The organism is Kitasatospora sp. NPDC023176 (assembly GCF_055560495.1).
On sequence record NZ_JBVHIP010000015.1, the window covers coordinates 129,318 to 142,981 of the forward strand.

Annotated in this window: 12 protein-coding genes; 10 read left to right on the top strand and 2 right to left on the bottom strand. The window is 71.4% G+C overall.

Annotation, left to right across the window (positions count from 1 at the left end; translation table 11 throughout):
* Positions 1 to 51: 51 nt before the first annotated feature.
* From ftsZ to ACZ3YL_RS21590, 6 genes are all read left to right on the top strand, one after another.
* Positions 52 to 1,284: a cell division protein FtsZ gene (gene ftsZ / locus ACZ3YL_RS21565; RefSeq protein ID WP_188309272.1), complete on the top strand. Its 1,233-nt coding sequence runs from the start codon at positions 52 to 54 to the stop codon at positions 1,282 to 1,284.
* Complete coding sequence (gene pgeF / locus ACZ3YL_RS21570) at positions 1,281 to 2,012, top strand: peptidoglycan editing factor PgeF (protein WP_188309273.1); 732 nt, start codon at positions 1,281 to 1,283, stop codon at positions 2,010 to 2,012. Before ftsZ ends, pgeF begins: the two co-directional genes overlap by 4 nt.
* Positions 2,012 to 2,800, top strand: coding sequence for a YggS family pyridoxal phosphate-dependent enzyme (locus ACZ3YL_RS21575; protein ID WP_188309274.1), 789 nt, complete (start codon positions 2,012 to 2,014; stop codon positions 2,798 to 2,800). Before pgeF ends, ACZ3YL_RS21575 begins: the two co-directional genes overlap by 1 nt.
* 299 nt (positions 2,801 to 3,099) lie before the next feature.
* A complete protein-coding gene (locus ACZ3YL_RS21580; RefSeq protein ID WP_188309275.1) occupies positions 3,100 to 3,708 on the top strand; it encodes a cell division protein SepF in 609 nt (202 codons plus the stop codon).
* Between the two features lie 99 nt (positions 3,709 to 3,807).
* Positions 3,808 to 4,089, top strand: a complete 282-nt coding sequence (locus tag ACZ3YL_RS21585; RefSeq protein ID WP_030282903.1) for a YggT family protein — start codon at positions 3,808 to 3,810, stop codon at positions 4,087 to 4,089.
* A 59-nt stretch (positions 4,090 to 4,148) separates the two neighbouring features.
* Positions 4,149 to 5,558 carry a DivIVA domain-containing protein gene (locus ACZ3YL_RS21590; RefSeq protein ID WP_188309276.1) on the top strand — a complete coding sequence of 470 codons (1,410 nt, stop codon included), beginning with the start codon at positions 4,149 to 4,151 and terminating at the stop codon, positions 5,556 to 5,558.
* 275 nt (positions 5,559 to 5,833) lie between these two features.
* Here ACZ3YL_RS21590 and ileS read toward each other — a convergent pair whose 3' ends face one another.
* Positions 5,834 to 8,983 (bottom strand): isoleucine--tRNA ligase, encoded by a 3,150-nt coding sequence (gene ileS / locus ACZ3YL_RS21595; RefSeq protein WP_465659125.1) that lies wholly within the window; start codon positions 8,981 to 8,983, stop codon positions 5,834 to 5,836.
* Between the two features lie 643 nt (positions 8,984 to 9,626).
* Between ileS and ACZ3YL_RS21600 the strand changes: the two genes are divergently transcribed.
* The 4 genes from ACZ3YL_RS21600 to ACZ3YL_RS21615 all read left to right on the top strand — a co-directional run bounded on the left by ACZ3YL_RS21600 (position 9,627) and on the right by ACZ3YL_RS21615 (position 12,400).
* A complete protein-coding gene (locus tag ACZ3YL_RS21600) occupies positions 9,627 to 10,094 on the top strand; it encodes a TraR/DksA family transcriptional regulator (protein ID WP_380407569.1) in 468 nt (155 codons plus the stop codon).
* A 144-nt stretch (positions 10,095 to 10,238) separates the two neighbouring features.
* Positions 10,239 to 10,922, top strand: a complete 684-nt coding sequence (lspA, locus tag ACZ3YL_RS21605) for a signal peptidase II (RefSeq protein WP_317621452.1) — start codon at positions 10,239 to 10,241, stop codon at positions 10,920 to 10,922.
* A gap of 76 nt (positions 10,923 to 10,998) precedes the next feature.
* Positions 10,999 to 11,937: an RluA family pseudouridine synthase gene (locus ACZ3YL_RS21610; RefSeq protein WP_188309279.1), complete on the top strand. Its 939-nt coding sequence runs from the start codon at positions 10,999 to 11,001 to the stop codon at positions 11,935 to 11,937.
* A gap of 1 nt (position 11,938) precedes the next feature.
* A complete protein-coding gene (locus tag ACZ3YL_RS21615; protein ID WP_188309280.1) occupies positions 11,939 to 12,400 on the top strand; it encodes a GNAT family N-acetyltransferase in 462 nt (153 codons plus the stop codon).
* Between the two features lie 131 nt (positions 12,401 to 12,531).
* Here the strand turns inward: ACZ3YL_RS21615 and ACZ3YL_RS21620 are convergent, their stop codons facing one another.
* On the bottom strand, positions 12,532 to 13,551 hold the full coding sequence (locus ACZ3YL_RS21620; RefSeq protein WP_465659129.1) for a mechanosensitive ion channel family protein: 1,020 nt from the start codon (positions 13,549 to 13,551) through the stop codon (positions 12,532 to 12,534).
* Between the last annotated feature and the right edge of the window lie 113 nt (positions 13,552 to 13,664).

Genomic DNA, 13,664 nt, shown 5'->3' on the forward strand with positions numbered 1-13,664 from the left:
GCCCCCGTCGGGCCGGGCCGACCCGGAAATTCGAGGCGAGAGGCCTTCGACGTGGCAGCACCGCAGAACTACCTCGCAGTCATCAAGGTCGTCGGAATCGGCGGCGGTGGTGTCAACGCCATCAACCGGATGATCGAGGTCGGTCTCAAGGGCGTCGAGTTCATCGCGATCAACACCGATGCGCAGGCCCTCCTCATGAGCGACGCCGACGTCAAGCTCGATGTGGGCCGTGAACTCACCCGGGGCCTCGGCGCCGGCGCCAACCCCGAGGTCGGCCGCAAGGCCGCCGAGGACCACCGCGAGGAGATCGAGGAGGTCCTCAAGGGGGCCGACATGGTCTTCGTGACCGCCGGCGAGGGCGGTGGCACGGGCACGGGCGGCGCGCCCGTCGTCGCCAACATCGCCCGCTCGCTGGGCGCCCTGACCATCGGCGTGGTCACCCGCCCCTTCACCTTCGAGGGCCGTCGCCGGGCCAACCAGGCCGAGGACGGCATCGCCTCGCTGCGCGAGGAGGTCGACACCCTCATCGTGATCCCCAACGACCGCCTGCTGTCCATCTCGGACCGCCAGGTCAGCGTGCTCGACGCGTTCCGCTCGGCGGACCAGGTCCTGCTCTCCGGCGTCCAGGGCATCACCGACCTGATCACCACCCCGGGTCTGATCAACCTCGACTTCGCCGACGTCAAGTCCGTCATGTCGGAGGCCGGTTCGGCGCTCATGGGCATCGGCTCGGCCCGCGGCGAGGACCGCGCCAAGGCGGCCGCCGTGATGGCGATCTCCTCGCCGCTGCTGGAGGCCTCGATCGACGGCGCCCGCGGCGTGCTGCTGTCCATCTCGGGCGGCTCCGACCTCGGCCTGTTCGAGATCAACGAGTCGGCCCAGCTGGTCAGCGAGGCCGCCCACCCCGAGGCCAACATCATCTTCGGTGCGGTCATCGACGACGCGCTCGGCGACGAGGTGCGGGTCACCGTCATCGCGGCCGGCTTCGACGGCGGTCAGCCGCCGGCGATCGTCCGCGACCCGGTGGTGAAGTCCACCACCCCCGCCGCCCCGGCCACCCCGCCGGCCGCCCCGGAGCGTCCGGCCGGTCGTCCGTCCTACGGGAACATCGGCTCGGTGACGTCCCGTTCGGAGGCGGAGGCCTCGGCCACCCCGTCGCGTCAGGCCGAGACCTCGGCCACCACGACGGCCGCCGCCCCGGTGCCGCCGCAGGTGCAGCCGGCCCGGCAGCCGTTCGTCGAGAGCCCGGCCGAGGAGCTCGACGTGCCGGACTTCCTTAAGTGATCGATCACGCCGTACGCGCGGGTGCTCACTTCGCCTTCACCGACAGGTGGGGCGGGGTGAGCACTTCGCCGTACGGGGAGCTCAACCTCGGTGGTGCGGTGGGGGACGACCCCGCGGCCGTCCGGGAGAACCGGGCCGTCGCGGCCCGGGCGCTGGGGCTGGACCCGGCCGACGTGGTCTGGATGAACCAGGTGCACGGCGCCGAGGTGGCCGTGGTGACCGAGCGCCAGTCGCTCGGGGAGGCCCCGACGGTGGACGCGGTGGTCACCGACCGCCCGCTCGCCCTCGCGGTGCTGACCGCGGACTGCACCCCGGTGCTGCTGGCCGACCCGGTGGCGGGCGTGGTGGGCGCGGCCCACGCGGGCCGGCCCGGACTCGCGGCCGGAGTGGTGCCCGCGGTCGTCGGCGCGATGGTCGCGCTGGGGGCCGAGCCGGCGCGGATCACCGCCGCCACCGGCCCCGCGGTCTGCGGCCGCTGCTACGAGGTGCCGGCCCAACTGCGCGCCGAGGTCGCCGGAACCGTCCCGGCGGCCTTCGCCGAGACCTCCTGGGGGACCCCGGCGCTGGACGTGCCGGAGGGGGTCGCGGCCCAGCTGGCCGCGGTGGGCGTCACCGACCTGGTGCGCTCACCGGTCTGCACCCTCGAATCCGCCGATCACTTCTCCTATCGCCGCGAGCAGCGCACGGGCCGGCTCGCGAGCTATGTCTGGTTGGGCTCTGATCACTGATGACGAACGACATCTACGGACCGTTCCCGGGAAGCCCTGAGTTCACCGAGGCCCTGACCGAGGGCCAGCGGGCCCGGTACGAGGAGCTCGGGACCAATCTGGACGTGGTGGAGCGCCGGATCGTGGACGCCTGTGCGGCCGCCGGACGCCCGCGCGAGGACGTCACCCTGATCGTCGTCACCAAGACCTACCCGGCCGAGGACACCGCGCTGCTGGCCGGACTGGGTGTGACGGATGTCGCGGAGAACCGCGACCAGGACGCCGCGCCCAAGGCGGAACAGTGCAGAAACCTTCCTCTTGACTGGCACTTCGTCGGACAGCTGCAGACCAACAAGGTCCGCTCGGTGGTCCGGTACGCGAACCACGTGCACTCGGTGGACCGGCTGCGGCTGGTCGAGTCGCTCTCCGCGGCCGTGCTCAAGTCCGAGCGCCCGGAGCTGGGCTGCCTGGTGCAGGTGGCGCTCGACAAGGAGCACGGGGAGGGCGGGCACCGGGCCGGGGTCGCCCCCGAGGACGTCGCGGAACTCACCGACGCGATCGCCGACACGCCCGGACTGCGTCTGGACGGTGTGATGACGGTCGCTCCGCTGGCCGGCCCGCTGGCCGGCGACCCGGCCCGTGCCTTCGACCGGCTGACGGAAATCGCAACCGCCGTACGGGCGGCCCATCCGGCTGCCACCATGGTCTCCGCAGGCATGAGCGGTGACCTTGAGCAGGCGATTGCCGCCGGAGCGACACATGTACGCGTCGGAACGGCGGTACTCGGAGTGAGGTCACCCCTCGGGTAACGTCACCGGGTAGTAGATCAGACTGCAGGACAAAATAGGACAGAAGCTAGCAGCTTTCCGAAGCGCTAGCCAACCGTGGATCGCAGCTCCGCGGCCCCCACTCCACGTACTCTGACAGGTTGTCGACCTGACGCGCCGTCGTGGGGGGATCGCGGAATCCGCAGGCGGGGCCCTCGACGGCCCGGCCGCCGGGGACGGTCCTCAGGGGCGAGCGAAGCGAGCGACCATCGGAAGGCGCACGTTTCGCGAAGCAGCCACCGAGCGTCAGCGAGGTGGCCATGAGCGGAGGAGACAGGAGCATGGCCGGCGCAATGCGCAAGATGGCGGTCTACCTCGGCCTCGTGGAGGACGAGACGTACGACGGCCAGGGGTACGACCCCGACGACGACTACGACGCGGACCCCGAGCCGATCCGTACCGGGCAGCGGACCGAGGACATTCCCCGGCCGGCCGCCGCCCCCGCGCCCGCTCCGGTCTCCTCGATCGCCCCGCAGCCGGTCCCGGCGGCGGTGCCGATCCGACAGGAGACCCCGAGGATGGCCCCCGTGTCGTCCATCACACCCGAACGCCGCCACAACCTGGAGAAGAGCGCCCCGGTGATCATGCCCAAGGTAGTGAACGAACGAGAGCCCTACCGCATCACCACGCTGCACCCCCGGACCTACAACGAGGCCCGTACCATCGGGGAACAGTTCCGTGGCGGGACCCCGGTGATCATGAATCTGACCGAGATGGACGACACGGACGCGAAGCGGCTCGTAGACTTCGCCGCTGGACTCGTCTTCGGTCTGCACGGCAGTATCGAGCGCGTGACACAGAAGGTGTTCCTGCTGTCGCCTGCTAACGTCGATGTCACGGCGGAGGACAAGGCTCGGATCGCCGAGGGTGGGTTCTTCAACCAGAGCTGACCCGGCCACGACTTTACGTGTGGATCTGATCAACAGTGGTTGGCGACAGGTGATGAGCGGCAGGCCCTAGGGCCCGTGACCGGGGAGAGGGAAAACGCGATGGACATCGTGTGGGCGGTGCTCTACTACGCCCTGACCGTCTTCCTGGTGTTCCTGCTCGTACGACTGGTCATGGACTGGGTCTTCCAGTTCGCGCGTTCGTGGCGGCCCGGCAAGGCCATGGTCCTGGTCCTGGAGGCCACGTACACTGTCACGGATCCGCCGCTCAAGCTTCTTCGGCGGTTCATTCCGCCGTTGCGTTTCGGGGGCGTGGCGCTCGACCTGTCCTTCTTCGTACTGATGATCATTGTGTATGTCCTGATCTCGCTTGTGCACCCCTAGTCGTAGGTGAGCGATGCGACAGGATGCCGGTGTGCCGACGATCACGTTGAGGTGAAGAGATGCCATTGACCCCCGAGGACGTTCGGAACAAGCAGTTCACGACCGTCCGCCTGCGTGAAGGCTATGACGAGGACGAGGTCGATGCCTTCCTCGACGAGGTCGAGGCGGAGCTGACCCGCCTCCTCCGGGAGAACGAGGACCTGCGGGCCAAGCTGGCCGCCGCGACTCGCGCCGCCGCGCAGAACCAGGCCAACATGCGGAAGGAACCGCCGCAGGACGCCCAGCGTCCGGCCGCGCCCGTCCCGGCCGCCATATCCGGCCCGCCGGTCCCCGGCCAGCAGGGCCCGGGCGGCCCGCAGCAGATGGGCCCCGGTGGCCAGCAGCAGATGGGTCCGGGTGGCCAGCAGCAGATGGGCCCCGGCGGTCCGCAGCAGATGGGTCCGGGTGGCCAGCAGCAGCAGATGGGCAACCAGCCCCTCGGCCTGCCCTCCGGCGCGCCGCAGCTCCCGGCCGGCCCGGGTGGCCCGATGGGCCCCGGCGGCCAGCAGCAGCAGATGGGCCAGACCATGGGCGGCCAGCAGCAGCTGGTCCAGCCGATGGGCGGTCAGATGCTCCAGCCCATGGGCGGTCCCGGTGGCCCGCAGCAGATGGGCAACCCGATGGGCCAGGGCATGGGCCAGCAGCAGCAGATGCAGCCGATGGGTGGCCCCATGGGCGGCCAGCAGCAGATGGGCGGCCAGCAGCAGCAGATGGGCGGCCCGCTCGGCGGCCCGATGCAGCAGCAGGGCCCCGGTGGCGACAGCGCCGCCCGCGTGCTGGCGCTCGCCCAGCAGACCGCCGACCAGGCGATCTCCGAGGCCCGTTCCGAGGCCAACAAGATCGTCGGCGAGGCGCGCAGCCGGGCCGAGGGTCTGGAGCGCGACGCCCGTGCCAAGGCCGACGCCCTGGAGCGGGACGCGCAGGAGAAGCACCGCGTCGCGATGGGGTCGCTGGAGTCCGCGCGGGCCACGCTGGAGCGCAAGGTCGAGGACCTGCGGGCGTTCGAGCGTGAGTACCGCACGCGCCTGAAGTCCTACCTGGAGACCCAGCTGCGCCAGCTGGAGTCGCAGGCGGACGACTCGCTCGCCCCGCCGCGGATCCCCGCCACCGCGTCGCTGCCCCCGGCGGCCTCGTCGATGGCGCCGGCCGGTGCCGGCGCGATGACCTCCGGTGCGCCCTCGTTCGGCGGGAACCAGCCCTCCTTCGGCGGCAACTCGCCGTCCTTCGGCGGGCAGAGCTCCTTCGGCGGGAACGTGCCGGCGCCGAGCTTCGGCGGGCAGGCCGGCGGTGGCAACAGCGGTGCTCCGCAGATGCAGCCGGCCGGGATGACCCAGCCGATGGCGGCCGTCCGGCCGCAGCCGCCGCAGCCGATGCAGCAGGCTCCCGCGCCGATGCGGGGCTTCCTGATCGACGAGGACGGCGACAACTGAGGTTGTAGCAAGGCCTTTTGAGGGCGCCCTCTCTCTGATCTCCGGATCGGGGAGGGGGCGCCCTCTTGGTGTTGGGGTGGGGCGAGGGCCGGATCGGGGGAGGGCGCGCAGAGGCGGGGCGGGGGCTTGCGCCGCGCACAGTTCCTCGCCCCTGTCGGGGCGCGGGAGTGGGGGAGGGGAGGAAGGCAGGGGCGGGTGCGCCGGGGGAGCCGAGGGTGGGGCGGGTACGGCGAAGCCGCCGTCGCCCGGAGGGGTGACGGCGGCTTCGGGGTGGGTCAGGCCTTGCGGAGCTGGAAGGCGAGGCCCAGGGATTCGTCGGTGAAGGTCTCGGACTCCCAGTCGGCCGCGCCGGCGGCGAAGTCGGTGGCGAGGACCTCCTCGGCGACCAGGGGACCGTGCTCGGCGATGGCCTCGGCGGTCTCCTCCGAAGTGGCGCGCCAGCGGAGGACGATGCGGTCGGCGACGTCCAGGCCGGAGTTCTTGCGGGCCTCCTGGATCTGGCGGATGGCGTCGCGGGCGATGCCGAGGCGCTTCAGCTCCGGGGTGATGGCCAGGTCGAGGGCGACGGTGGCACCGGACTCGTTGGCGACGGCCCAGCCCTCGCGCGGGGTCTCGGTGATGATCACCTCCTCGGGGGAGAGGGTGACCGTCTCGCCGTCCAGCTCGACCGAGGTCTCGCCGGTGGCGCGCAGTTCGGCGGCCAGGCGGGCGGCGTCGGCGGCGGCGACCGCCTTGGCGACGTCCTGCACGCCCTTGCCGAAACGCTTGCCCAGCGCGCGGAAGTTGGCCTTGGCGCTGGTGTCGACCAGTGAACTGCCGCCCGCCCCGGACGGGGAAGACGCAGACAGCGACTCCAGGGTGGAGACGTTGAGCTCCTCGGCGATCTGCGCGCGCAGGTCGGCCGGCAGCTCCTCCCAGCCTTGGGCGGCGACCAGCGCGCGGGACAGCGGCTGACGGGTCTTCACGCCGGACTCGGCGCGGGTGGCCCGGCCCAGCTCGACCAGGCGGCGGACCAGCGCCATGTGCCGGGAGAGCTCGGTGTCGATCAGGGCCTCGTCGGCCACCGGCCAGCTCGCCAGGTGCACCGAGGCCGGGGCCTCCGGGGCGACCGGGACGACCAGGTCCTGCCAGACCCGCTCGGTGATGAACGGGGTGAGCGGGGCCATCAGACGGGTGACGGTCTCCAGTGCCTCGTGCAGGGTGGCGAGCGCGGCGGCGTCGCCCTGCCAGAAGCGGCGGCGGCCGCGGCGGACGTACCAGTTGGAGAGGTCGTCGACGAAGCCGGAGAGCAGCTTGCCGGCGCGCTGGGTGTCGTACGCCTCGAAGGCCGCGTCGACCTCGCGGACCAGGGTGTTCAGCTCGGAGAGCACCCAGCGGTCCAGCTGCGGGCGGTCGGCCGGGGCCGGATCGGCCGCGGAGGGCGCCCAGTTCGAGGTGCGGGCGTACAGGGCCTGGAAGGCGACGGTGTTCCAGTAGGTGAGGAGGGTCTTGCGGACCACCTCCTGGATGGTTCCGTGACCGACCCGGCGGGCCGACCAGGGCGAGCCGCCGGCCGCCATGAACCAGCGGACGGCGTCGGCGCCGTGCTGGTCCATCAGCGGGATCGGCTGCAGGATGTTGCCCAGGTGCTTGGACATCTTGCGGCCGTCCTCGGCCAGGATGTGGCCCAGGCAGACGACGTTCTCGTAGCTGTTCTTGTCGAACACCAGGGTGCCGACGGCCATCAGCGTGTAGAACCAGCCGCGGGTCTGGTCGATCGCCTCGGAGATGAACTGCGCCGGGTAGCGCTTCTCGAACAGCTCCTTGTTCTGGTACGGGTAGCCGTACTGGGCGAAGGGCATCGAGCCCGAGTCGTACCAGGCGTCGATGACCTCGGGCACGCGGGTGGCGGTGCCGCCGCAGTCGCGGCAGGCGAAGGTGACCTCGTCGATGTACGGGCGGTGCGGGTCGAGGCCGCTCTGGTCGGTGCCGGTGAGCTCGGACAGCTCGGCCAGCGAGCCGACGCAGGTGAGGTGGCCCTCCTCGCAGCGCCAGATCGGCAGCGGGGTGCCCCAGTAGCGGTTGCGGCTGAGCGCCCAGTCGATGTTGTTGTTCAGCCAGTCGCCGAAGCGGCCGTGCTTGACCGTCTCCGGGAACCAGTTGGTGGCCTCGTTCTCGCGGATCAGCGCGTCCTTGACGGCGGTGGTCCGGATGTACCAGGACGGCTGCGCGTAGTAGAGCAGCGCGGTGTGGCAGCGCCAGCAGTGCGGGTAGCTGTGCTCGTACGGCAGGTGGCGGAAGAGCAGGCCGCGCTCCTTGAGGTCCGCGACCAGGGCCTCGTCGGCCTTCTTGAAGAACTGGCCGCCGACCAGCGGGACCTCGGGGGCGAAGGTGCCGTCGGCGAGCACCGGGTTGACCACCGGGAGGCCGTACTTGCGGCAGGTCGCGAGGTCGTCCGCGCCGAAGGCGGGGGACTGGTGGACGATGCCGGTGCCGTCCTCGGTGGTGACGTAGTCGGCGTTGAGGACGTAGTGGGCGTTCTCGATCTCGACCAGGTCGAAGGGACGGCGGTAGGCCCAGCGCTCCATCTCGGCGCCGGTGAAGGACTCGCCGGTGCTCTCCCAACCCTCGCCGAGCGCCTTGGCCAGCAGCGGCTCGGCGACGACCAGCTGCTCGTCGCCGTCGGTGGCCACCACGTAGGTGACCTCCGGGTGGACGGCGGCGGCGGTGTTGGAGACCAGGGTCCACGGGGTGGTGGTCCAGACCAGCAGGGCGGCCCGGCCGGCCAGCGGGCCGCTGGTCAGCGGGAAGCGGACGAACACCGAGGGGTCGACCACGGTCTCGTAGCCCTGGGCCAGCTCGTGGTCCGAGAGGCCGGTGCCGCAGCGCGGGCACCAGGGGGCGACCCGGTGGTCCTGGACCAGCAGGCCCTTGTCGAAGATCTGCTTGAGCGACCACCAGACGGACTGGACGTACGACGGGTCCATCGTGCGGTAGGCCTCGTCCAGGTCGACCCAGTACCCCATGCGGGTGGTCAGCTCGGCGAAGGCGTCGGTGTGGCGGGTCACCGAGTCGCGGCACTTGTCGTTGAACTCGGCGATGCCGTACGCCTCGATGTCCTGCTTGCCGGAGAAGCCCAGCTCCTTCTCGACGGCCAGCTCGACCGGGAGGCCGTGGCAGTCCCAGCCGGCCTTGCGGGCGACGTGGTAGCCCTTCATCGTCCGGTAGCGCGGGAAGACGTCCTTGAAGACCCGGGCCTCGATGTGGTGGGCGCCGGGCATGCCGTTGGCGGTCGGCGGGCCCTCGTAGAAGACCCACTCGGGGCGGCCTTCGGACTGCTCCAGACTGCGCTGGAAGATCTTGTTGTCCTGCCAGAACGACAGGATCTGGTGCTCCAGGGCAGGCAGGTCCACCTGCGCCGGGACGGGGTTGTAGGAGCTGCTCATCGCGGGCGTCTACCTCCGGCGGATGCTGGGACTGGATCCTCCGGAGGGACGAGACGGCCTGGCCGCCCCGCGGTACCACCCTCCTTGGCCGCGGATACTGCGCTGCGGCCCTCTTGTTTGGGCTTGCTGCCGGGTCTAGTGGGCCGCCGCGGGCTGCGCGGTGACCGTTCTTCCGGCGGCTCCGGGGTGATCTTCCCGTCGTGCACGCCCCCGGGCTCACACCGTCCCCGGGTCGCTGGTGGCTGCGTACGTCGGTACTCGTCCCATCTGCGCCTTGCAGGGTCAGTCTATCGGCCGGGCGAGACGGTTTGTCCAAACGGTTTCGGGGGAGGCCGGTCCGGGGGTGTGGTCCGGGCTGGTCGGCGGGGGCGGTTAGGCGGGGGTGAGGTGGGCACAAGTCTCTCAGCTCGCGGGGCGGGGCGCTCGGGGCGGCTGCCTGGGTGGGATCATCGTGAGGCGTCGGTATGTCAGGTTGTGACCGGTTTTGATCGGGATTATCGTTCCGGCACTGGAAGCCGCCGGGAACCGGCGGCTCGATTCGTTCGTAGATGGGGTCGAAGCCATGGCTGAGAAGGCAACCAGCGCGGGTACCGCCACCAAGCGGGCACGCAAGGCCGTGGCGGCCGACCCAGGGGAGGGGACCGTGACCACTACCGCACCTCAGAACACCAGTACCGACACCGTCACCGTGCCGCGCGGAGCCGAGTCGGTCGACCCGGCGACCCTGCCGGTCCGACCGGGCGAGGATCCCTGGACCTCCGAGGAGGTCCACGAGCTGCACGACGAACTGATCAGCGACCTGGAGCGGCTGCGCGGCGAGATCGACGCCGCCGAGGCCGCCATCTCCGGGCTGATGCGCGACTCCAACGACGGAGCCGGCGACGACCAGGTGGACGCCGGTACGAAGAACATCTCGCGGGAGAGCGAACTGGCCCTCGCCAACAACGCCCGGGACAGCCTCGCCCAGACCGAGCGCGCCCTGGAACGCCTGGAGGGCGTCGGCTTCGGCACCTGCGAGTCCTGCGGACAGGCCATCGGCAAGGCCCGGATGCAGGCCTTCCCCCGGGCCACGCTCTGCGTGCAGTGCAAGGCCAAGCAGGAACGCCGCTGACGGGGGGCCATCCGGGCGACCGGGCCGGGCGACCGGGGCGACGCGGGGGGTCGGGCTTGCCGTACGCTCGACCCCGTAACGTCGCCTGACTCGTCGGTACGGACGCGTTCAGGCCCTCATCGGCTCACATCGGCAGCGGAGCGGATCATCAGTACGCAAGGTTCCCCCCAGACCCGGGACGACGCCGTCCCGAACCCCGCGGATGACGCGGAGGCGGTTGTGGCCGAACCCACCGGGCCCTCCGGGGCGGGCTCCGCGGAGAACGGGGCGGTCCCCGCGAGTGGTGCCACCGCGGGAGGGGCCACGGCGATGGACGCGCCCAAGGGCCGGCGCCGGGTCGGGGTGCTGCTGGTCATCGCGGTCCTCGCGTTCCTGATCGACCTGGCCAGCAAGCTGCTCGTCGTCGCCAAGCTGGAGAACCACGCGGCGATCAAGGTGATCGGCGACGTCGTCACCTTCCAGGTGATCCGCAACTCCGGCGCGGCCTTCGGCATGGGGCAGGCGCTGACCGTCGTGTTCACCATGATCGCCTCGGCCGTCATCGTGGTGATCTGGCGGATCGCCCGCCGGCTGTACAGCCTCCCGTGGGCGATCGCGCTCGGGCTGCTGCTCGGCGGCGCCCTCGGCAACCTCACCGACCGGCTGTTCCGCGCGCCGGGCGTCTTCCGCGGTCACGTCGTGGACTTCATCTCGGTCCAGCACTTCGCGGTGTTCAACCTCGCGGACTCGGCGATCGTCTGCGGCGGCATCCTCGTGGTGCTGCTCTCCTTCCGCGGCAGCAACCCGGACGGGACCGTGCACCAGCAGGCGGAGAAGGGCGACAAGTAGCGGGCCGCCCTCCGCCGGGACCGGGCAGGTCCCGGCGGGGGAGGGGGCGCCGCGCGTTTCCGGCATACTCGTACGGGTGAGTACCGCAGCGCAGATCCGAAGCCTCCCCGTTCCCGACGGCCTGGAGGGCGAGCGCCTCGACGCCGCCCTCGCCCGGATGTTCGGCTTCTCCCGGACCAAGGCCGCCGAACTGGCCGCCGAGGGCAAGGTGACGCTCGACGGCGCCGTGGCCGGCAAGTCGGACCGGGTGACCGCCGGCTCCTGGCTGGAGGTCGAGATCCCCGCCCCCGCCGCCCCCGTGCAGATCGTGGCCGAGCCGGTCGAGGGCATGCGGATCGTCCACGACGACGACGACATCGTGCTGATCGACAAGCCGGTCGGCGTCGCCGCACACCCGAGCCCCGGCTGGACCGGCCCCACCGTCATCGGCGGGCTCGCCGCGGCCGGCTACCGGATCTCCACCTCCGGCGCGGCCGAGCGACAGGGCATCGTGCACCGGCTGGACGTCGGCACCTCGGGCCTGATGGTCGTCGCCAAGTCCGAGCGGGCCTACACCGACCTCAAGCGGCAGTTCCACGACCGGATCACCGACAAGCGCTACCACACGCTCGTCCAGGGCCACCCGGACCCGCTGAGCGGCACCGTCGACGCGCCCATCGGGCGGCACCCCAGCTCGGACTGGAAGTGGGCGGTGACCCGCGACGGCAAGCCGTCCGTCACCCACTACGACCTGATCGAGGCGTACCGGGCGGCCTCCCTGATGGCCATCAAGCTGGAGACCGGCCGCACCCACCAGATCCGCGTCCACATGTCCGCGCTGCGCCACCCCTGCGTCGGCGACCTGACGTACGGCGCCGACCCGACGCTCGCCAAGCGGCTCGGGCTCACCCGGCAGTGGCTGCACGCCGTCTCGCTCGGCTTCGAGCACCCGTCGGACGGACAGTGGGTCGAGTTCAGCAGCGAGTACTCGGCGGACCTGCAGAAGGCGCTCGACATCATCGCCTCGGAGAGCTGAGATGGCCGTCTCCGTGCGGGTCGCTTCGGGCGACGCCGACCTGGAGCTGGTGCGGGCCGTCCGGCGCGAGGTGTTCGTCGTCGAGCAGAACGTGCCCGAGGAGCTGGAGTACGACGAGTACGACGCGACCTCGGTGCACGTGCTGGCCGTGGGCACGGACGGCGCGGGGCTCGGGACCGGGCGGCTGATCTTCGGTGACCAGGCGCTGAAGCTGACCGGGGGCGCCGAGGGACGGGTGCTGCTCGGGCGGCTCGCCGTCGTCGCGGCGGCTCGGGGGACCGGGCTCGGGGTCGAGCTGGTCCGGGCGATCGAGGCGGCGGGGCGCGAGCGCGGGGCCGTCGAGGTCGAGCTGCACGCGCAGGTGCAGGCGCTCGGGTTCTACGAGCGGCTGGGGTACGTGGCGGAGGGGCCGGTGTATGACGATGCCGGGATTCCGCATCGGACGATGACGAGGCTTCTGTAGCGGTTCGTAGGGTTTTTTCGCGGTCGGAGGTCGGTGCGGGTCTCGGCCTTCCGCTCGCGCGGTTCCCCGCGCCCCCCTGTCGGGGCGCGGGGATTCTTGTTGGGGCGCGGGCGCGGGGGCGGGCGCGGGGGTCAGCTGTCGGTGGTGCGGAGGCGGGGAAGGGCGTGGGGGCGCTCGTCGCGGAGGTAAGCGATGAGCTGTTCGCGGATGTCGAAGCGGAGTCGGGCGGCGTCGTCGGGGGTGCGGGCGGTCATGGTGGCGCGGACGACGATGGTGCTGGGGGTGGTGTCGGTGACGTTGAGGGCCCATGCGTCGCCGTCCCAGTGGGGGTGCTGCTCCAGCAGGGTGTGCAGGGTGGTGCGGAGGTCGTCGACCCGGGTGGTGTGGTCGAGGTGGAGCAGGACGGCGGCGAGCAGGCCGGGGTCGCGGCGGGTCCAGTTCTCGAAAGGCTTGTTGACGAAGTAGGAGACCGGGACGATCAGCCGGCGGTAGTCCCAGAGCCGGACCACCAGGTAGGAGAGGGTGATCTCCTCGACCGTGCCCTGCTGGCCGTCCACCACCACGGTGTCGCCGATCCGGACGGTGTCGCCGAAGGCGATCTGCAGGCCGGCGAAGAAGTTGCCCAGGATGCTCTGGGCGGCGATGGCGGCCACGATGCCGATCAGGCCGGCCGAGGCGAGCAGGCTGGCGCCGACGGTGCGCATGGCGGAGAAGGTCAGCAGCATCACGGCGACGGTGACCACGACGATCACCGCGCCGACCACCCGGCGCAGCATGCCGACCTGGGTGCGCACCCGCTGCAACCGGGCCGGGTCGTCGGTGATCGTCTCGTAGCGGCGGAGCAGCGCCTCCAGGACGGCGCCCACCACACGGACGGTGAGCCAGCCGAGAGAAGCGAGCAGGAAGAGCTGGAGCAGGTGGTGGGCGCCCTCGTCGTCGGGCATGTGGAAGATCCGCCTGAGTGGGTCGGCGGCGAGCAACAGGGCTGACGCGAAGGCGAGTTGGAGGGGGATCCGGCAGCGGCGGAGCAGCGCCCAGACCGGTGCCCCGGGGTGGCCCGCGCTGATCCGCTGGAGGGCCTGGTCGACGATCCAGCCGACCGCGAGGGTGGCGGCGACGGTGGCGAGCACGGTGATCAGCGGCCAGGGCACGGGAGACCTTCTCGGGGTGGGAGAGGCGGGTGAGCCGTACGATACCGGCGCTTAGCGGGCTGAAACGGATGAAAAGGGGTGATGGCTTTATCGGACACCTACCCGTGCGGCGG

What these genes read in the sequence shown, in the direction of transcription:
- ACZ3YL_RS21575 (WP_188309274.1), top strand. Translation starts at nt 2,012, where the DNA reads ATGACGAACGACATCTACGGACCGTTCCCGGGAAGCCCTGAGTTCACC.
- ACZ3YL_RS21580 (WP_188309275.1), top strand. Translation starts at nt 3,100, where the DNA reads ATGGCCGGCGCAATGCGCAAGATGGCGGTCTACCTCGGCCTCGTGGAG.
- ACZ3YL_RS21585 (WP_030282903.1), top strand. Translation starts at nt 3,808, where the DNA reads ATGGACATCGTGTGGGCGGTGCTCTACTACGCCCTGACCGTCTTCCTG.
- ACZ3YL_RS21590 (WP_188309276.1), top strand. Translation starts at nt 4,149, where the DNA reads ATGCCATTGACCCCCGAGGACGTTCGGAACAAGCAGTTCACGACCGTC.
- ileS (WP_465659125.1), bottom strand. Translation starts at nt 8,983, where the DNA reads ATGAGCAGCTCCTACAACCCCGTCCCGGCGCAGGTGGACCTGCCTGCC.
- ACZ3YL_RS21615 (WP_188309280.1), top strand. Translation starts at nt 11,939, where the DNA reads ATGGCCGTCTCCGTGCGGGTCGCTTCGGGCGACGCCGACCTGGAGCTG.